The following is a 20017-nucleotide window of genomic DNA, read 5'->3' as shown; positions in this document are numbered from 1 at the left end:
TATAATTTATAAAGTTGCTGTTCCAATGTTCTCTTCTTCCTTTAAAAGACCGTTTTTCTTCACAATTTCGCGGGCAAGGTTCAGGTAATTAATAGCACCTTTGCAATTTGCATCGTGCATAATTACCGAAACACCGTAACTAGGTGCCTCACTTAAACGCGTATTACGCTGAATAATGGTATCGAAAACCAATTCGTGAAAATGCGTTTTAACCTCCTCCACTACCTGGTTAGATAAACGCAAACGTACATCGTACATCGTTAATAAAATACCTTCAATCTCCAGATCAGGGTTTAAACGGTTCTGAACAATCTTTATAGTATTTAATAACTTCCCTAAGCCTTCTAGAGCAAAATACTCGCACTGTACAGGAATAATAACCGAATCGGCAGCAGTTAGAGCGTTAATGGTAATTAAACCTAAAGATGGCGAACAATCGATGATAATGAAGTCATACTGATCTTTAACTTTCTCTAAAACCGCTTTCATTTTATACTCACGGTTATTGAGGTTGATCATTTCGATTTCCGCACCTACCAGATCGATGTGGGCCGGTAATAAATCTAAATTCGGTGTATCCGTTTTTTGGATGGCCTGTAAAGGATCGATATCATTAATGATACACTCGTATATGCTATCTTTAATATTCCGGGGATCGAAACCGATACCTGAAGTGGAATTGGCCTGAGGATCAGCATCTACCAGTAAAGTTTTGTATTCTAGTACGGCCAAACTAGCAGCCAGGTTTATAGATGAAGTTGTTTTACCAACACCACCTTTTTGATTTGCTAATGCAATAATTTTGCTCATCTATGTATCCGAAATTTACTTAACGTTTATTTAGGTTGTGTTATTTATGCGTTTAAATTGGCAAAAAGTTCTATTTTTGCCTTGTTTACGGCCTTTTTCACAATCAGCTAAGATACAAACTATATGGCAATTTTAGCAAGAAGCGTATTTGGGTTTTACACATCTTATTAACAATTATCCATGATCACGATTATAGCTGCAACCAACAGGCCCAATAGCAATACGCTAAAAGTTGCTAAATATTACCAAAAGCAATTAAAAGAAAAAGGAGCTGAAGCCAATTTGTTTAGCCTGGAGCACCTGCCTGCAGATGTTTTGAATACCGATATGTATGGCAAACGATCAACCGCTTTTCAAGAAATTCAGGACATGATCAACAACACCGAAAAGTTTTTGTTTATCATGCCAGAGTATAACGGAAGCTACCCGGGCGTACTAAAAGTGTTAATTGATGCCTGTAATTTCCCGGATAGTTTTTATGATAAAAAAGCAGCTTTGGTTGGCATTTCTTCGGGCAAATATGGCAATATCCGGGGTGTCGATCATTTTACAGGTGTTTGTCATTATATCCACCTGAATATTTTACCCTTACGGTTACACATTCCCAATATTAAAACAGAATTAGATGCAGCAGGTAACCTTAACCAGCCAGATACGGTTAAGTTTACCGATGAGCAGATAGAGAAATTTATCAAATTTTAACGCAACAGCTTTATTTCTGATCGCTAGCTCGTCCCAGCGGGGCGATTCCTTGGTAGCCAATTGAAAATTGGCGTTTTTGTTCCGTAGGAACGTTTCATGTTTTCGACATTAATACATGCACAAGCCGTGTCACCTAAACCCGATGTAAACGGTCCAGATTTTTCAGCAGGATAAAGTGCACAGCGTGACTGAAGCAACCTAAACGCTACCAAACTTGCTTTCCGAAAAATAATTTCAAAGTTTTTTTCATTTGGAAAGCAAAACCTGTGTGCCATAGGAAGATTTGTCCCTGCTCTTCGCTTTACTCCGTTGCACTCCGTGTTCGCTGCGATCAGGTTTAGACACTCAGGACAGCGCTGTAAAACCCGCGAAAATTCTAAAGGCATTGTCATTTATTGAACTTTGCAACCACGAATCTTCTTACAGTCTGTGCCACCTAAACCCGATTGAGCGGAATAGCCCGCAGCGCAGCGAGGACTATAAGCGAAAGCGGGAATACAGTAACCTCAGTGCTTCGAAAACTGCTTTCCCAAAAATAATTTCAAAGTTTTTTTCATTTGGAAATCAAAACCTGTGTTTCATGGAAATATTTGTCCCTGCTCTTTGCTTTACTCCGTTGCACTCCGTGTTTGCTGCGATCAGGTTTAGAAACGCAGGGTAGTGCTACAAAACTCATGAAAATTTTAAAGATATCGCAATTTATGCGCTTTGCAACCACAAATCTTCTTACAGGCCGTGCCACTTAAACCCGATTGAGCGGAATAGCCCACAGCGCGGCGAGGACTATAAGCGAAAGCGGGACTGAAGCAGCATAAACGCTACCAAACTGGTTTCCTTAAAAATCATTTCAAAGTTTTTGATTTGGAAAGCAAATCCTGTATTCCATAGCAGCGTTTGTCCCTGCCCTTTGCTTTACTCCGTTGCACTCCGTGTTCGCTGCGATCAGGTTTAGACACTCAGGACAGCGCTGTAAAACCCGCGAAAATTTTAAAGGCATTGTCATTTATTGCACTTTGCAACCACAAATCTTCTTACAGGCCGTGCCACTTAAACCCGATTGAGCGGAATAGCCCGCAGCGCAGCGAGGACTATAAGCGAAAGCGGGACTGAAGCAGCCTAAACGCTACCAAATTTGCTTTCCGAAAAATCATTTCAAAGTTTTTTTGATTTGGAAAGCAAAACCTGTGTGCCATAGGAAAATTTGTCCCTGCTCTTCGCTTTACTCCGTTGCACTCCGTGTTCGCTGCGATCAGGTTTAGACACTCAGGACAGCGCTGTAAAACCCGCGAAAATTCTAAAGGTATTGTCATTTGTTGCGCTTTGCAACCACGAATCTTCTTACAGGCCGTGCCACTTAAACCCGATTGAGCGGAATAGCCCACAGCGCAGCGAGGACTATAAGCGAAAGCGGGAATACAGTAACCTAAGTGCTTCGAAAACTGCTTTCCGAAAAATAATTTCAAAGTTTTTTTCATTTGGAAAGCAAAACCTGTGTTTCATGGAAATATTTCTCCCTGCTCTTTGCTTTACTCCCTTGCACTCCGTGTTCGCTGCGACCAGGTTTAGGCACGCAGAACAGTGTTGCAAACTTTCAGAATCAATAGTTCATAATGGTAAAAACCCTTCCAAAATGAAAAGGTATTTTTTGTTTTTTTAAGCGAAAAATAATTTAAACATCTAGAAAACAACAATTTAAACACAACAACAATCTGCTGGCATCACTATTGACTGCAAGCTAAACAGATGCTATTTATCTAACCTTTGTTGTGTAATTTAGTTCATCAGTAAACAGATTTAATTATAACTTACTTTTACCACGAAAAGAGAGAAATTAATTTGCGTTCTTCGCGAAAAACTTTCCACTCTTTGCGGTTAACCAAGTCATCATGAAAATAAAAACCAAACTCCGCCTCGGATTCGGCTTTCTCTTTATCATCGTTTTATCCTTCGGATTAATTGCGCTCTTTTTCTTAAATGAGCTTTCCGATAAATCGAAGGTAATTCTTAAAGACAACTACAAATCTTTGAAATATGTTGCCGCCATGCGCAATATAATCGACCAGCATGCTTTCCCATTAAACAGCACACAGCTGACTACATTTGAGGATAACCTGAAAAATGAGGGCCTGAACATTACCGAACCCGGTGAAAAAGCAGCCTTCAAGAAATTAGAAATAGCTTTTAATGCGCTAAAAGGTTCACAAGCATCAACTATTAAAGAAAGTAGCATTAAAAATTTGCGCGTTGCACTGCAAGATATAGAACGGGTAAACATGAAGGCCATTTACGATAAAAACGAACTGGCAAACGAAACCTCATCAAGGGCAAACCTGTATATCATGATTGCGGCAACCCTTAGTTTTATCATCCTTTTTACCTTCATTGTAAACTTTCCGGGATTTGTGGCCAACCCCCTTGCAGAATTTAGTGCGGCCATTAAACAGATCAGTCGTAAAAATTATAAACAGCGTTTGCATTTCGAAAACGAAGATGAGTTTACAGAACTGGCAAACTCCTTTAACGGAATGGTGGTTAAATTAAATGAATGGGAAAACAGCAATTTATCTAAAATTAAATCCGAAAAGTTGCGTATTGAAGCCATTATTGCACAAATGCAGGATGCTATTATCGGTTTAAATGAGAAAGGAGAAGTGCTCTTTTTAAACCACCTGGCGGCAAAACTGATTAGCCTGGATGAAGATAAGGTTATTGGCCAAAACGTAGCCGAACTGATGCAAAAAAATGAGTTGCTGAAACGGATTATTAAACCTGAAACCAATGATAATACCTTAAAGATTTATGCTGATGATAAAGAATCTTATTTCTTGCTGGAAAATCGTGAAATCATCATCCCAAATTATGAAGAACAAGATGATAGCACCTTAATTGCCTCATCTAAATCTGCCGGCAGCGTTTACACCTTAAAAAACATTACGCAGTTTAAAGAGCTTGATGAAGCTAAAACCAATTTTATCGCCACTGTTTCACATGAGTTAAAAACGCCGCTTTCATCCATCAAAATGAGCTTGAAATTGCTTAACGATGAACGCGTGGGCATGATGAACGAGGAGCAGCACGAGTTGCTTAACCACATTAAAGAAGATAGCGACAGACTGCTAAAAATCACCAGTGAACTGCTAGATCTCTCGCAGGTAGAAACCGGTAATTTAAAGCTCACTTTTGCCATAACCAAACCTGAAGAAATTGTGAGTTATGCTATTGATGCAGTTAAATTCCAGGCCGAACAGAAATCGATTCAACTGGTGCTTAATTACGACCAGAACTTACCAAATGTGAATGCCGATATCCAGAAAACAGCCTGGGTAATGGTTAACTTTTTATCTAATGCATTGCGGTACAGTTCAGAAAAATCGAAGGTAAACATCGACGTCTTACAAAAAGATAATTTTATTGAATTCTCTGTACGCGATTTTGGAAAAGGCATTGACGAAAAATACCAAAAAAGATTGTTTGATAGGTATTTCCAGGTACCAACTGATGGTCAGAATAAATCTGGCTCCGGATTGGGCCTAGCCATTTCTAAAGATTTTATAGAAGCCGAAAACGGAAAAATATGGGTAGTAAGTGCCATTGGAGAAGGAAGCAAGTTTTGTTTTAGTTTACCAATTGCGGAGTAGGGTCCGTTTTCCACCACCGAGCGCACTGAGTTTTTCACGGTGGCGCACAGAGCATAAACAACACAAATAGCATAATTACACGATTGGCGGAACACCAAGTTTTCACAGCGTATAACAGAGACTAAAGTATCAGAAATAGAGGAGCTAAATAATTAACCCTTTGTGTTCCGTGCACGTTTCTCTGTTTTCTCTGTGGTTAAGCTGAACGCCAACCACTCAACGCCTCACGCTTACACAATATACGGCTCCATTTCCTTATCAATACTTTTACGCAGTTCCATTAATTTAATGGCGTAGCCATGCATGGCAATTTCTTTTTCGGTTTTAGGTTTAAAAGCCGGAATTGGCTTCGGTTGACCATTGTCATCTACCGCAACAAAAACGATAATACAGTGTGTATTTTTAACAAAATCAGTTTGCTCTACAGGTTTTGAAAAAGCATCAACAGCAATATGCATACTGGTTTTACCCGTGTAAATAATGCGTGCTTCCATCTTTACCAAATGCCCGATATGAACAGGATGAAAAAACCTGATTCCACCAACGTAAACGGTTACACAATAGGTTTGGCTCCACTGCAGGGCACACGCAAAAGCAGCCTGATCAATCCACTTCATCATCATCCCACCATGCACTTTACCCCCATAGTTAACATCAGAGGGCTCGCTTAAAAATTGAAGTTCGATATGGTTTTTGATTTTGGGCATGTTAATATCCAGTTAATTGTTTGGTTTTAATCTATTCGCTAAGATATTATAAAATAAGCTATTTTCCTGCTGTTTGACAGCTTGGAATGTTTAAATGTCAGTTGGCAACAACTTACACCTCTAAATACTAGTGCGGCCGTTATTCTCGCGCATGCGGGAACCACGAAGTGCTCAGCGAAGCTAATCTTCAAGCGTTTGCATTAAGATTATTCATGAGTGTTTATTTATTCAGTTGTATTCATGAGCACTCCGTGGTTCCCAATCAAGTTGGGAATGACGATTTGTAGAGGGATATTACCAATAAAATTTATCTGTGAATCTTATTGATTTTTATGCAATACAACACGTTTAACTGTGTCTATCCATGGCAAAAAACAGCAACAAAAAAGTCGTAGCGAGACGCTACGACTAAAAAACAGTGTCAGTTGGTAAAACAACTGATACCACTAATAATTAATTCAAATTATTTAGCTACGATACTAATCGCATATCCACCACCCGGGGCGCAATACTGCGTCAATTTCGTTTTATTGGTTACCTCCATTTTGCGGATGGTATAGGCTTTTGGGTTGGTTTCATAGTGGGCATCCTTTGCATCAGCATAAATGGTTGCTGTATATTTTTTACCCGGATCTAAAAAGCTGAAGTCGATTTTGGAAGTCCGGGCTTCCTCATCATTGGTACGGCCCACAAACCAATTATTTTTACCTTTTGCCTTACGTGCAAAAGTGATATAATCACCAGGTTCTGCTTCCAACACTTTGGTATCGTCCCAATCTACCGCTACATCTTTAATAAACTGGAAAGCATCCATATACTTATTATAAGTTTCTGGTAAATCGGCAGCCATTTGCAAAGGGCTATACATGGTTACATAAAGTGCCAGTTGACGTGCCAAAGTACTGTGTACAAAAGAAGTATTTGCCGGATTGTATGCACTTACCCTGGTTTCAAAGATACCGGGGGTATAATCCATCGGGCCACCGATCAAACGGGTAAAAGGCAAAATGGTAGTATGATCGGCATTATTGCCACCAAATGCTTCATATTCGGTTCCCCTGGCCGATTCGTTTCCGATTAAATTTGGGTAAGTCCGTGCCAAACCTGTCGGGCGGACAGCCTCATGCGCATTCACCATAATTTTATATTCGGCAGCTTTTTCAATGGCATACAAGTAATGATTATTTAACCACTGACCGTAATGGTGCTCTCCCCTTGGAATGATGTTACCTACATAACCACTTTTAACCGCATCGTAACCGTTGGCTTTCATAAATTTATAGGCCGTATCCAGATGGCGTTCGTAATTACGAACCGACGAAGAAGTTTCGTGGTGCATAATCATTTTTATGCCTTTACTTGCCGCATAACGGTGCAGCTCTTTTACATCAAAATCGGGGTAAGGGGTAACAAAATCAAATACATAATCTTTCGTTTTACCAAACCAATCTTCCCAACCTTCATTCCAGCCCTCAACCAAAACGGCATCTAAACCATTTTTCGCAGCGAAATCAATATATTCTTTAACGTGCGCTGTATTTGCGGCATGTTTTCCATTGGGTTTTGTTTTCGAATAATCGGTTACACCCAATTGCACACTGGTTAAATCATTGTAGGCCCAGGTACTTTTTCCAGTGATCATTTCCCACCAAACCCCAACGTATTTGGTTGGTTTTATCCACGATACATCTTTGAATTTTGTTGGTTCGTTAAGGTTGTAGGTAAGTTTTGAAGTTAAGATATCTCCAGCTTTATCACTAACAATAATGGTACGCCAAGGAGACAAACAGGGTGCCTGCATATAACCCTTATCGCCAACTGCATCTGGTGTTAACCATGATTCTAAAATCATATGCTGATCATCCAGATTTAACGACATCAAAGAATAATTGACCAACGCTGCTTCGTGTATGTTGATATATAAGCCATCTTTGCTCTTCATCATCAAAGGTGTTTGTAAGCCGGTTGGCGAAAAAGTAGTCTGTGAGGCATTTGGTGTTACAGCAGCTTTCATTTTACCACGAACTTCCGACAAATTTGAAGTCACCGTGCTATATTCCTGTGTATCATAATCTCCGGGAAGCCAAAAAGCTTTATGATCACCAGCCAGGGCAAATTGCGTTTTCTCTTCCTTTATCACAAAATAATCTAAATTCTTCTGCTCAGGAAATTCATACCTAAAGCCTAAACCATCGTTAAATAAACGCAAACGAACAATAATGTAACGGTTGGTTTCTTTTTGCGTTAGTGTTACAGCCAGTTCGTTATAATGATTTACAATTTCCTTTACCTCACCCCAAACCGGTTTCCAGGTTTCATTAAAAGTGCTGGTTTTGGTATTGGTGATGGAAAAACCGTTTATTAAAGATTTACCCTCTTTAAGTTCCAGACCTAATTTACTCGTTTTGATTACATCTTTGCCTTTGTATGTTAAGCTATAGGTAGGTACGCCCCCTTCAGCCAAAGCAAAGCTGGCCACCAGATTGCCATCCGGCGACTTCAGTTCTTTTCCGGGAACGTTCCCGAAAGTTTGCCCAAAAAATAGCAGAACGAATATTAAAGTAAGGATTTTAACGCGGTTAACGGATTGGTTAGTTTTTTTATTCATGTTATCTTTTAATTGTTATTGTTAATTTATTACGGTAAAACTTGCAGGTTTTGGTATTATCTAACACAGCAATGTTTATAATGCTCCGGTTCGTGGAGACACGAACCGCGGCGACGTATGAAATTTATATTGTATTCTTGCGCCATGGTTCGTGTCCCCACGAAACATTTGTTAAAATCCTGCGGGTTCTAAATTGTTAATATTATTCCAAAAGCAGCGTATCGTCATCCTCTGCCATGGTTCGTGTCGCCACGAACCATTTGCTAAAATCTGCAATGTCTAGATTGTTCGTATTACTCCAAAAGCAATTTATCATCATCGTCATCGTCAGTCAAACTCAGCTGCACACTATCGCTACCGGCAATACCTTCTATTGAGCCACGGATATGGGTCGCGTTTAACAGTACTTTCTCCAATTGTTTTTCACGGGCTTTCCATAAACGTTCCATGGCATCGCGCTCGCGCTGTATAGATAGTTTCATGCTCATAAAACCCTCTCTAATGGCTTTCCATTGTTCAGAAAATTCTGCCCCCATTAAATAATCGTATAACATGTGCATTTTTTCGCCACGGTTTTCCTGCGATTTTACTGCTCCTGCCAAGCGCAAAATACCTTCGCGCAATACATAGGCTACCGCATTTACTTCTTCGAAAGAACAGATCCACACCCCATCACGCTGACCGAAACAATCCATACCCTTTGGATAACACTGACTTACAATTACTGCTACATCAATGCCCATGCTCCGCATATCTTTCTTCAGTTTTTCGATCCAGTCGCCACCAAAATCTTTGGTACGTTTGCTTTCGTAAATTATTTTACCGCATTCCTGTCCAAATTGATTACGCACCACCTGTACACAATCTGCCCCACGCACACCCTTACCTACTTCTTCAATTAAATCGAAAGGGTAATTGGTACGCAGCAGTTCTTCCAGGATCAATTCCTGCACCTCGCCCTGCAATTGCATACTCCCCTGCTCGGCTTTACGTTTCATCTCTTCAGCCAATTTTTTCTGGTCGTCGAGCTGTTTTTCCAGTTCCTTTAAGCGCAATTGATGCTCCGTATCTTTAATGCTATTTTTTTCTGCCTCTTGTTTACGGATCTGTTCTACCAGCTCATTACGCTGTTCCTGCATTTTACGCTGAAAGGCAAGTTCCATTTCTTCTTCCTTAACTTTAAGGCTTTCCTCCCGACGTAAAAAATCCAGTTCCTTCTCGCGGGCCAACTTTAGTTTTTCGGCATTTTCTTTGGCATTACCTTCCAGTATCTGCAGCTTATTTTCAAAATCGGCCGAGATACTTTTACGCAGGTTTTCCTCCAGATTATCTTTAAGCTTGGTTTTTTCTTCGGTAAGTTTAGCCTCAAAAGCTTTCAACTGCTGCTGTTTTTCTGACTCAAAAACTTGCAGTTTACGTTGATATTCTTCGTCTTTCTGCCTGGCATAAGCAGCTGCTTTCTCACGTAACTCTTTCTTATAATCTTCAGCCATGGCTTCTTCCATCGGAAAAACATGGGCACAATTGGGGCATTTTATTTCAGTAGCCATAAATTATTTTTTACCGCAGCGAACACTGTGGATTACAAAGATATTAAAGCTTTTTATGATTGTGTAAAGGAGTTTTGCACCATCAATATAACCTAAAGTACTTTGGATCTGATTTCATGACCAGCAGCCAGCAATTTACTGACCGGACATTTTGCTGCAATCTCTTCCAACCTGATTTTCTGTTCTTCGGTAAGCACGCCGGTACAGGTAATTTCTTCTAAAAATATCGTTTCGCCGTTTTCAGTATCAATGTTTACTTCTACTTCAATTTTATCAATCGGCCATTCTTTTCTATCGGCATACATCCTTAAGGTAATGGCTACACAAGAGGCTAAAGAAGCCATTAATAATCCCTTTGGGGCAAAACCTTTATGTGTACCCCCCAATTCCAGCGGTTCATCTACTATAATATCATGCGAGCCATTGGTAACCGAACAGGCATAGTGTTCTTTATTTATCGTTGCTTTTACCATTATAATTCGTTTTAGTAACCCAAATATTGGGCTTTAACTTTAAACATACGTAATTGTCTGGTCTTTTTTTTAAAATGGATAAAACTGAAATCTGATTTTACAATAAGTGACTGTAATTGCGCGCTCCCCAAAAAAACTCAAACATTATAACATACCAATTGTTTCTTGTTAAAAACATTACCTTATGAAATACAGAAAGTTAATTGGAAAATATTTAAAGCACGAATCGGATAACAGTGCAAAAATAGCCCTGGCCTTAGTAGCTGGTTTAGCTGCTGGAGCAGTAATAAGTATTCTATTTGCTCCGGACAGTGGTGCAGGCACCCGTGGAAAAATTGTTGGCGGTGCCAAAAATCTTCGTTATGGTTTTCAAGACAAATACAACCTGCTAAAAGAGAAAGTTTTTGGCGTAGAAGCTATTGAAGAAGATATTGTTGAACATGAAGTACCTCATTTTAAACACACGATTGCTAAAAAACGTAAATCGGATGTAAAAGAAATTCTGGAGAACGCTCATGAAAATGGACAGGTTCAGGAAGGACAGGGTTAACATACAATCGGCAAAATAATCTTAGTTTTACGAGATTATTTTGCCAATTATGATTTTTATTCTTTCTAAAATTTTAATCTTTCTGCTGCAACCCGTTATTTGGATTTTTGTAGTATTGCTATTTGCTCTTTTCTCTAAAAAACAGCAGCGCCGAAACAGACTTTTTATCATTGCTACTGCATTATTGTTTATTTTCTCGAACGGTTTTATTATCGGAAAAATCTATAATCTGTATGAAGCTAAATATCCGGAACCTAAAAAATACGATGTTGGCATTTTGTTAGGTGGTTTCTCAAAATCTACCCAAAGGGGTGAATTAGCTGTTAGCGACAGAGGTGATAGGTTAATACAATCAATTTATTTATTAAAAACTGGTCTAATCAAGAAAATCCTGATCAGCGGAGGCTCTGGAAAATTAATTGGAACTGAATCTATCGAAGCAGATATGACTTTAAAGTATTTGAAAAATATCGGCGTACAGGATTCATCAATCTTAATTGAAAACAGGAGCAAAAACACGATAGAAAACGCAAAATACAGTGCAGCGTTGGTTACTAAAAATCAGCCAAATGCATCAATATTGGTCATCACAAGTGCATGGCATATTCCCCGTTCAAAAATGATTTTTGATAAGGCCTTTAACAGGAAATTAGATTATTACCCAACAGATTATATTGGAAAGGAAAAGTATGATATCTCTGATTATTACATGCCCGATGCTGGTGCATTAACCCAATGGCAATATATTTTAAAAGAATGGGTTGGTTTGGCAGTTGACCATTTGAGAGCCTAACTGTTTAATGGTTCATTGGTCATTGGTCATTGGTTTATTGTAAGAAATACAAACTAACAAACAAATGACCACTGAACTAATTAACCACCTTACCCTTCAATTGCTTTCCAAAGCATATCTTTCAATTCTAAAATATTTTTTTCTGCAACTGATGAGATAAATATCGATGGAATATTAGGTAGATCCTGCTTCATTTCTTCCATCAGCTCTTCATCTAACATATCTGATTTGGTAATGGCTAAAACATGTGGTTTCTGCATTAATTCAGGATTATAGGATTCTAACTCGCTTTTAAGAATTGCGTATTCTTCTTTAATTGTGCGACTTGTATCAGCCGGAACCATAAACAATAGTACAGAGTTACGCTCGATATGGCGTAAGAAACGGTAGCCTAAACCTTTACCCTTTGATGCACCTTCAATGATGCCGGGAATATCGGCCATTACAAAAGATTTTCCTCCTCTATAACTTACAATACCCAGATTAGGCACTATAGTGGTAAAAGGATAATCGGCAATTTCTGGCTTTGCCGCCGAAACCACAGATAGCAAAGTAGATTTTCCTGCATTCGGAAAACCAACGAGACCTACATCGGCTAAAACCTTTAACTCTAAAATGTTCCATACTTCCTGCCCCTGCTCACCTGGTTGTGCAAAGCGCGGCGTTTGCTGAACTGCATTTTTAAAATGCGCATTACCTAAACCACCACGGCCGCCAGCTGTTAAAATCTTGGTTTCGCCATCTTTGGTAATTTCGAAAAGAATTTCTCCGGTTTCAGCATCTTTGGCAATGGTACCAAGCGGAACTTCTAATATTTCATCCTTACCTTGTTTACCAGATTTATGTGAACTTCCACCAGCTCCGCCATCTTCAGCAATAATGTGTTTACGGTATTTAAGGTGTAATAATGTCCAGATATGGATACTGCCTTTAACGATAATGTGGCCTCCGCGACCGCCATCACCACCATCAGGGCCACCCATTGACGTTAAAATATCACGATGTAAATGTGCTGAACCTGGCCCGCCTTTACCGGAACGGCAACAAATTTTTACATAATCTACGAAATTCGAACCCTGTGACATATTTTATTATTAATGTTTAATAATGGAAAGTTAAAAACAACAATTCCTTTAAAATTAAAGAGTTATAACGTTTTAACATTATAACTCCTTGTATGTTTTTGAAATGATATCAGGAATTAAAATTAACCCTGATGCATTTTTATGATACCTGATAATTGGTCTGTATACCTAATATTTAATTAAATGAATTAAACCTTATATTGATCAATTACTGCGCAAAGATCGTTATAAATGGTTTCTATTTCACCTATTCCGTTTACTTTATTCAACTTTCCCTGCTCCTCGTAATAAGGCAATACATGAATCGTTTTGTTAAAGTATTCCGAAATTCGTTTTTTCAGTTTTTCAGCATCATCATCCGGACGGCCGCTAATTTTATGGCGCTCAGCAATACGCTTGGTAAGCTCATCCTGATCAACATCTAAAGCAATAACACCGGCAATTTTACTGCCTTTACGCTCTAAAAATAAATCAAGCTCAATTGCTTGCGGAACGGTACGTGGAAATCCATCAAAAACAAATCCTTTAGCATCAGGATTTTTATCTACCTCTTCTTCAAGCATGGCAATTGTAATGGCATCAGGAACCAATTCGCCGTCAGCCAATAACTGACTCACTTTTTTTCCTAATTCTGTTTCTCCTTTAACGTGTGCTCTAAAAAGATCGCCTGTTGAAACGTGTACCAACTGATATTTTGCAATCAGCTTTTCAGATTGGGTGCCTTTACCCGCCCCTGGAGGGCCAAAGAGAACTAAATTAAGCATTCAGGTTGTTTAGGTTATCTTCAAAAATTAAAAAAGCCTTATTCCTATGGCTCGGTTATAAGTAATATTTAAATCTCTGATTAATAGGATTAGACATTGCTTACTTTCAAGGCTGCAAATATATAATTATTAATTTAGATGCCATTTAAAATTGATAATATATTTAAAAAAGAGCTGTTTTAATGACATTTATCTTAATCTAAGAAGAATCTTGTGCCATTTTTATATTTAACAGAATTTTCTTTAAACACCAGGTCATATTACCGAAAGATTCTTTTTACATTTTCATAAATTTTATAAGAATTTAATATTTGAAATACCTTTAAGCTTAACCCAGGCCAAGTAAATTGGATATGCACCTGCTTTTTACAAGATGTTTAACGTCCATAAAGTTCGGTCTCTGCTTTCAGCCAGTTTATCATATCCTCGTTTACAAAATTTTTATCTGCTCTCCATGTCCAATTTCCTGTTGCCTTACCCGGTATGTTCATCCGGGCCGTTTCATCTAACTGCAGAATATCCTGCATCGGGATGATGGCAATTTTGGCAATTGAAGCATAACACAGTTTGATCAGGGTAGTATTGATATTTTTTTCATTAACCGCTGTACCAACATACCTGGAAAGTCGTTCTCTGAGATTTGTATCTGTTTCATTTTTAAACCAGCCCAAGGCAGTGTTATTATCATGCGTTCCGGTATAAACAATACAATTTGTGGAGCCAAACTGATGTGGAATATGCACAGACCCGGCTAAATCTTCTCCAAATGCAAACTGCAGTACTTTCATGCCTGGCAATTTAAATTGTTTGATCAGCTGCTCCACATCAGTTGAAATTTCGCCTAAATCCTCGGCAATAAAGGGAAGTTCCCCTAATTTCTTTTGTATTTGCTGAAAAAAATCGGCACCAACTCCATGCTCCCATGTACCATCAACAGCATCTTCACTACCAGCCGCAACCTGCCAGTAATTAGAAAAGGCTCTAAAATGATCTAAACGGAGGAGATTAAACAGCTGTTGATTTTTCTTCAGGCGGTTTTCCCACCATGAAAAATTATTCTTTTTCATCTTTTCCCAATTGTATATCGGCATGCCCCAAAGTTGCCCCTTTTCGTTAAAATAATCAGGGGGAACGCCGGCTACGACTGTCAGATTTCCACTTTTATCCAATAGAAAATTTTCGCGTTGTGACCATACTTCAACTGAATCATAATCAAGGTAAAATGGAAGATCACCAATCAGGCCTACGCCTTTCGCATTTGCATATTCTTTTAAACGGTACCACTGGCGATAGAAAATAAACTGGTTCCATTTTATTTCTTCTATTTCTGCCTGATGACTTTTTTCAAAATCTGTAATGGTTTGCGGATTTTTTAATTTAAATTTTTCTGACCAGTTAAACCATTCTTTACCCTTAAAATATTGCTTTATACAGGCGTAAACAGAAAAATCAGCTAACCAGCTTTGTTCAGTCTTGCAAAACACCTCAAATTCATTAACCAGATTTTCATCTCCGTTAGCTTTAAAAGCCCGGTAAGCCTGATGCAAAGCCTGCTGTTTCTTTTTTTCGGTTTTCTCAAAATCAATTGGCCCTGTTTCTGGCAGCATAGCGGCATTCAAATCAATTTCGCTTAAAAGCGCTTGTTCAAATAAGCTTTCAGGACTGATGAGCATCGTATTTCCGGCAATTGAAGAGTTGCTTGAATAGGGCGAATATCCAGTTTCTTTTTTGGTTGGGTTAAGCGGTAAAACCTGCCAGTAACGTTGGCGTGATGCAGCAAGAAAATCTACAAATTGATATGCATTTGGACCTAAATCGCCAATACCAAAATGGGATGGCAAAGCACTGATGTGCATGAGCACACCTGCAGCACGCTTATTATTTTCAGGAATTAACTTAATTACCGCCAATTGAATAGAATTAAACAACTGGCTAATCAGAACACCTTTGTAAAGCGGATCTTTATACTCTTTTTTCCCGGTCAGCAGGTTTTCCCAGCCAAGAGGCGCCTCATTTGGTAACAACACTTCGGTATCTTCCCAGTCAAAATCATCGGTTTTTACATTTTGATTTTTACAGCATTTGGCAAAACCTAAAGGAACTATGGTGATTAGCCATTGATCTTTATATCGCCTGGCAAAAGCACAAATATGTTGACTATACTTACCCTGAACCTGCAAAGGGAGATAAGCTCCTTGTTCAAAAACATCGGCCTCAGCTTTTCTAATCTTCAGTAAAGTTTTGGTTAGCCACATTTTTATCTTTCCCGAAAATTTTTCGTCCAGCAGTTTTTTAATATCCACAGGCTCATTAAATGCGGCCAGCACATTAGCTCTTCGATCAAAGTCAACAGGCCTTCTGTTATCTGGATCAACCAGACTTAAATCCCATAATTCTGTTCCCTGGTAAATATCTGGGATGCCCGGACAAGTGAATTTAAGGGTGAGCTGAGCTAAGCTGTTGAGGACTGCGAAATCAGCAATTCGTTTTAAAAAACTTCTGATTAACCTATTGCTCTCCTGTGGCTCAGTTAATATAAGCAGCGCAAATTCAATAAGTTTATCCTCGTAATTTTCATCAGGATTTGCCCAGTTTGACCGCTTTTTGGATTCCCTTAATGCTTTTACAATAAATTGAGCCAAACGATTATCGATTTCAGTATCATCATCTTCATGAAAGGGCAAAGCGCCAACAATGGTTTGCAGCACCAGATAAATATCATTATCATGTAATTGCTTAAAAGATGGATGCTGATTTTGTAAAGTGATGAAAGTTTTTTTCAGCTGTTGCACCAATTGAGTCCATTCATCCGGAAGGTCGCTGAATACATTTAATCTTGCCCTAACATCTTCCCCTTTTTTGGTATCGTGGGTAGAACTTCCATTCATGCTAAATGGCCAGTCTTGCTGTCGATTATACATTTCATCGTGAAACTCCTCCACGGTCATTCCGAAAGCGTCTGGTGCATCGCCTACTTCTGCATGGCCTATAAATCGGTTATAGGTAAACATGGCGGTATCTTCTACCCCTTTGGCCATTAGTGGTCCTGTAAACTGCATGCAACGCTGAAAAAAATGACCCAGCTTTTTGCTGTAGGCCATATTTTTCTTTTTTGGGAATTCTAAAAAGATTTTAATTAACAGTTCGCCTGCTTTAGTTAGCTTTTTATGCTGAAGAATTGGTTTAAGCAAACTTTGAATATGAAGTGCTTCTGCCTCTGCCAGTGGAAATAGATAGTTATAATATCGGTATACAGGCATGGCAATCAGCATTTCGGCGAGTGCCATTTTAAGATCTTTATGATTTATGGCTGAAAAATCCTCCAGTTTAAGTGTCAGTAAGCCTTCAAATAAATTATCCAGCTCACCTTGCATATGCTTAAACAAGATATTGCTTTTCTTTTCGTAAATCAGTTTAGATGGATCGAGTTTTTTACCGGTTACTTCCTGATAAAGTTTATTAAATGGCTTTTCTGCTGCTTTGTTGGTAAAAAGATTGTTCACAGTTGCCAAAAAGTCGTAGCCCGTAGTCCCTTGCACTTTCCAGTCTTGAGGTAATGCTTCACCGTTTTCGAGAATTTTTTCAACCACGATGTAAATGTCTTTGCCTACCGCTTTCCTGAGCCGTTGTAAATATTCCTTAGGGTCGTAAAGTCCATCAACATGATCGATCCGCAAGCCCTGGAAAATGCCTTTATCAATCAGTTCAAAAATGTAACGGTGATAAAGATCGAAGGCCTCCTGATGCTGCATATTGAGGCAAACAAGGGCGTTAACGGTAAAAAACCGGCGGTAGTTAATATTATAATCGGTTTCCTGCCAGTTACATAAACGATAATGCTGATTTTCGATAATCCTGGTTAAAACCTCAGTATCACTATTTATTTCCTCAAGGTTCTGTACCGAAAGGGCCTTTGCTGTTTCTGCATTAACCGGCCAATTAGATTCGCCGTAATTAAGGTAGTATTGACCTTTAATGTCCACTAACTTTATTTTCTGTGTTGCAATTGCTTCTTCAAGGTCTTCACCTAAAAAAGGGACCATCAAACGGCCATCGCCCTTTTGCAGATCGATGTCGAAAAAGTTGGCAAAATCAGATGCACTTCCTTTTTGCAGTACATCCATTAACCATGCATTATCTGGATGGAAAGCCATATGGTTAGGCACAATATCCTGCAGCCAGCTGATGCCCGCAGCTTTTAACTTTTTAGAAATCTTTATCAATTCAGCCTCTGTTCCGATTTCGGGATTTATCTTCAGCGGATTTACCACATCATAACCATGAGTACTGCCAGGCATAGCCTCAAAAATTGGTGATGCGTACAAGGTGCCAATTCCCAGTTCTATTAGATAAGGGATAATTTGATCTAGTGATTTAAGGTTAAAATTTTCGTGAAACTGGATTCGATAGGTAGAAGTTGGTTTATGCATCTGCTTTGTAAAGAATAAGAATGGATTCGGAAAATAAATTAAGCTGGCTCTCTGCCACTATATGGTTTGATTCTAGGTTTGGTCCATTCCACTGCGTTAGAGAAGAGTCTAATAACACCAGGGCATGTTGAAACGAAGGGTCAATGGATAAAGTTTGTTTTTGTTTAGAAAAATTGAATAAGGCCAAAATTTCTTCGCTGTCTTTCCAGCGTCTTAGTACAATACAGTTTTGTTCAGGAAATGCCTCTGCCTGCACATTTCTCCGATCCAGGTTGGCAAGCACAGGATGTTTTTTCCGCAATGCGATCAAAGTTTTATAATAACTGAGCATGATCTTGTGATTCGGTTCTCCCGTTTTATCCCAATCGAGCTTTGAATGTTCAAAAGTAGACGCCGCCTGTGGATCGGGTATTTCGCCATGTGTATGGAAGGCCGCAAATTCTGCCTTTCTTCCTTTTCTTACCGCTTCAATCAATTCTTCATCGCTATGGCTTACAAAAAACTGGAAAGGATTGGTTTCTGCCCATTCCTCGCCCATAAATATCAGGGGTAAAAACGGGCTGCAAAAAACTGCACCTGCCATCAGCTTCAACATTTCGAAACTAACCAGGACACTGCTTCTTTCGCCCAGCATACGGTTACCCACCTGATCGTGATTTTGCGAAAAAACAACAAATTTAGCACCTGAAACTTGTTGTAGAGGCATTCCAAACTTTCTTTGCCGATGTGGGGAGTACTGGCCAGTGTACACATAAGCATCCTGGTAGGATTTGGCCAGATCTGCTACACCATTAAAATCTGAATAATAACCTTCTTTTACCTGCCCGGTACAAACCCGAAGCGCGTGGTGAAATTCATCTACCCATTGGGCATCCATGCCATAACCATATTCGCTTTGATGCCTGATATAACGCTCATCATTTAAATCAAGTTCAGCAATCAATTGATATGCCCTGCCGGTAGTTTGCGAAAGTTTTTCAGTATAGGTTTTAATGTCTGCAAGAATATGGACCGGACTAAAATCTTTAATGGCATGTACCGCATCCAGCCTAAGCGCGTCGATATGAAAATCCCGAAACCACATCAAGGCATTTTCGATAAAGTAATTACGCACGGCATCGCAGCCTGCATCATCAAAATTAATGGCTTTGCCCCATGGTGTTTGGTATTTATCGGTAAAATATTCGCCAAAATCAGAGAAATAGTTCCCTTCAGGCCCAACATGGTTATAAACAACATCTAAAATGACGGCCAAACCTTTAGCATGACAGGCATTAACCAAGTGCTGCAAGGATGATGGCCCGCCATAGGTATTTTGCACCGCAAAGGGAAATACACCATCATAGCCCCAGTTTCTATTGCCCGAAAATTGTGCTACCGGCATAATTTCGATAGCCGTAATGCCAAATTCAACCAGATAATCTAGTTTAGCCTCGATTGCAGCAAAATCTCCATCTGGTGTAAAAGTTCCGGTGTGGAGCTCATAGATAACAAGATTGTTTAGATCTACTCCTTTCCAATCGGCATCCGTCCACGAAAAAGCATTTAGATCAAATGCAGTAGATGGTCCATTTGGTCCTTCTTCCTGAAATAAAGCAGCTGGATCTGCCCGTTCTAACGTTTCTCCATCTGTTAAGGATGTAATTTTGAAGCGATATTGATCATTTTTTCTGACCTGGTCTGTTTGCAAATACCAATAACCATAGCCTTCATCAAACAGCTGTAAAGTCAATTCGCGATCTGCTATCAAAATAGAAACCTGCGCCGCCAAAGGTGCCCAAAGTCTGATTTCGGCTGCCCCGTTCTCCTTAAAGTTTAATCCTATTTTTCGCTTTTGTATATCTATTTCCATTGAAGAACTTTAGAAAAAAACAAGAAAAATGCGCTAAAAGTTTTAGAAGTGGCCA

13 protein-coding genes are annotated in these 20017 nt (G+C 39.2%); 4 read left to right on the top strand and 9 right to left on the bottom strand.

All coding sequences use genetic code 11. The features are described from left to right. Positions 1-6: 6 nt before the first annotated feature. Positions 7-810 carry a ParA family protein gene (locus OQX63_RS10465; protein WP_090498626.1) on the bottom strand — a complete coding sequence of 268 codons (804 nt, stop codon included), beginning with the start codon at positions 808-810 and terminating at the stop codon, positions 7-9. Between the two features lie 180 nt (positions 811-990). Between OQX63_RS10465 and OQX63_RS10460 the strand changes: the two genes are divergently transcribed. Then, positions 991-1512 carry an NADPH-dependent FMN reductase gene (locus OQX63_RS10460; protein ID WP_265850817.1) on the top strand — a complete coding sequence of 174 codons (522 nt, stop codon included), beginning with the start codon at positions 991-993 and terminating at the stop codon, positions 1510-1512. Positions 1513-3398: 1886 nt separating this feature from the next. Then, complete coding sequence (locus tag OQX63_RS10455; protein WP_265850816.1) at positions 3399-5150, top strand: ATP-binding protein; 1752 nt, start codon at positions 3399-3401, stop codon at positions 5148-5150. A gap of 230 nt (positions 5151-5380) precedes the next feature. Here the strand turns inward: OQX63_RS10455 and OQX63_RS10450 are convergent, their stop codons facing one another. The 4 genes from OQX63_RS10450 to OQX63_RS10435 all read right to left on the bottom strand — a co-directional run bounded on the left by OQX63_RS10450 (position 5381) and on the right by OQX63_RS10435 (position 10488). Beyond that, positions 5381-5857 carry an acyl-CoA thioesterase gene (locus OQX63_RS10450; RefSeq protein ID WP_205056539.1) on the bottom strand — a complete coding sequence of 159 codons (477 nt, stop codon included), beginning with the start codon at positions 5855-5857 and terminating at the stop codon, positions 5381-5383. 463 nt (positions 5858-6320) lie between these two features. Next, the gene (locus OQX63_RS10445) at positions 6321-8465 is read right to left on the bottom strand and encodes a glycoside hydrolase family 97 protein (RefSeq protein ID WP_265850815.1); all 2145 of its coding nucleotides are present in this window, start codon (positions 8463-8465) and stop codon (positions 6321-6323) included. Positions 8466-8758: 293 nt separating this feature from the next. Next, a complete protein-coding gene (locus OQX63_RS10440; RefSeq protein WP_265850814.1) occupies positions 8759-10015 on the bottom strand; it encodes a DUF2130 domain-containing protein in 1257 nt (418 codons plus the stop codon). 92 nt (positions 10016-10107) lie between these two features. Continuing rightward, the gene (locus OQX63_RS10435) at positions 10108-10488 is read right to left on the bottom strand and encodes an OsmC family protein (RefSeq protein WP_265850813.1); all 381 of its coding nucleotides are present in this window, start codon (positions 10486-10488) and stop codon (positions 10108-10110) included. Between the two features lie 184 nt (positions 10489-10672). On the opposite strand from OQX63_RS10435, the gene OQX63_RS10430 reads away from it, so the two are divergent. Both OQX63_RS10430 and OQX63_RS10425 read left to right on the top strand, forming a co-directional pair. After that, positions 10673-11038 carry a YtxH domain-containing protein gene (locus tag OQX63_RS10430; RefSeq protein ID WP_265850812.1) on the top strand — a complete coding sequence of 122 codons (366 nt, stop codon included), beginning with the start codon at positions 10673-10675 and terminating at the stop codon, positions 11036-11038. A gap of 49 nt (positions 11039-11087) precedes the next feature. Then, on the top strand, positions 11088-11831 hold the full coding sequence (locus OQX63_RS10425; RefSeq protein ID WP_265850811.1) for a YdcF family protein: 744 nt from the start codon (positions 11088-11090) through the stop codon (positions 11829-11831). An 89-nt stretch (positions 11832-11920) separates the two neighbouring features. Here OQX63_RS10425 and obgE read toward each other — a convergent pair whose 3' ends face one another. The 4 genes from obgE to treZ form a co-directional block, all read right to left on the bottom strand. Then, a complete protein-coding gene (obgE, locus tag OQX63_RS10420) occupies positions 11921-12916 on the bottom strand; it encodes a GTPase ObgE (protein WP_265850810.1) in 996 nt (331 codons plus the stop codon). 188 nt (positions 12917-13104) lie between these two features. After that, a complete protein-coding gene (locus OQX63_RS10415) occupies positions 13105-13680 on the bottom strand; it encodes an adenylate kinase (protein WP_265850809.1) in 576 nt (191 codons plus the stop codon). A 377-nt stretch (positions 13681-14057) separates the two neighbouring features. Further along, positions 14058-18110 (bottom strand): malto-oligosyltrehalose synthase, encoded by a 4053-nt coding sequence (gene treY / locus OQX63_RS10410; RefSeq protein WP_265850808.1) that lies wholly within the window; start codon positions 18108-18110, stop codon positions 14058-14060. Then, entirely contained in the window at positions 18103-19962 is a 1860-nt protein-coding gene (gene treZ / locus OQX63_RS10405; protein ID WP_265850807.1) for a malto-oligosyltrehalose trehalohydrolase, read from the bottom strand. The genes treY and treZ overlap by 8 nt, the downstream gene beginning before the upstream one ends. Positions 19963-20017 lie beyond the last annotated feature (55 nt).

Source organism: Pedobacter sp. PF22-3 (assembly GCF_026239555.1).
GTDB lineage: Bacteria > Bacteroidota > Bacteroidia > Sphingobacteriales > Sphingobacteriaceae > Pedobacter.
Note: the sequence above shows the minus strand (reverse complement) of the source record. Positions and strands in the feature narration are given on the sequence as shown.

Coding starts and splice junctions, on each gene's coding strand:
- OQX63_RS10415 (WP_265850809.1), bottom strand. CDS start 13,680: ATGCTTAATTTAGTTCTCTTTGGCCCTCCAGGGGCGGGTAAAGGCACC.
- OQX63_RS10435 (WP_265850813.1), bottom strand. CDS start 10,488: ATGGTAAAAGCAACGATAAATAAAGAACACTATGCCTGTTCGGTTACC.
- obgE (WP_265850810.1), bottom strand. CDS start 12,916: ATGTCACAGGGTTCGAATTTCGTAGATTATGTAAAAATTTGTTGCCGT.
- OQX63_RS10460 (WP_265850817.1), top strand. CDS start 991: ATGATCACGATTATAGCTGCAACCAACAGGCCCAATAGCAATACGCTA.
- OQX63_RS10465 (WP_090498626.1), bottom strand. CDS start 810: ATGAGCAAAATTATTGCATTAGCAAATCAAAAAGGTGGTGTTGGTAAA.
- OQX63_RS10445 (WP_265850815.1), bottom strand. CDS start 8,465: ATGAATAAAAAAACTAACCAATCCGTTAACCGCGTTAAAATCCTTACT.
- OQX63_RS10450 (WP_205056539.1), bottom strand. CDS start 5,857: ATGCCCAAAATCAAAAACCATATCGAACTTCAATTTTTAAGCGAGCCC.
- OQX63_RS10430 (WP_265850812.1), top strand. CDS start 10,673: ATGAAATACAGAAAGTTAATTGGAAAATATTTAAAGCACGAATCGGAT.
- treY (WP_265850808.1), bottom strand. CDS start 18,110: ATGCATAAACCAACTTCTACCTATCGAATCCAGTTTCACGAAAATTTT.
- OQX63_RS10440 (WP_265850814.1), bottom strand. CDS start 10,015: ATGGCTACTGAAATAAAATGCCCCAATTGTGCCCATGTTTTTCCGATG.
- OQX63_RS10425 (WP_265850811.1), top strand. CDS start 11,088: ATGATTTTTATTCTTTCTAAAATTTTAATCTTTCTGCTGCAACCCGTT.
- OQX63_RS10455 (WP_265850816.1), top strand. CDS start 3,399: ATGAAAATAAAAACCAAACTCCGCCTCGGATTCGGCTTTCTCTTTATC.
- treZ (WP_265850807.1), bottom strand. CDS start 19,962: ATGGAAATAGATATACAAAAGCGAAAAATAGGATTAAACTTTAAGGAG.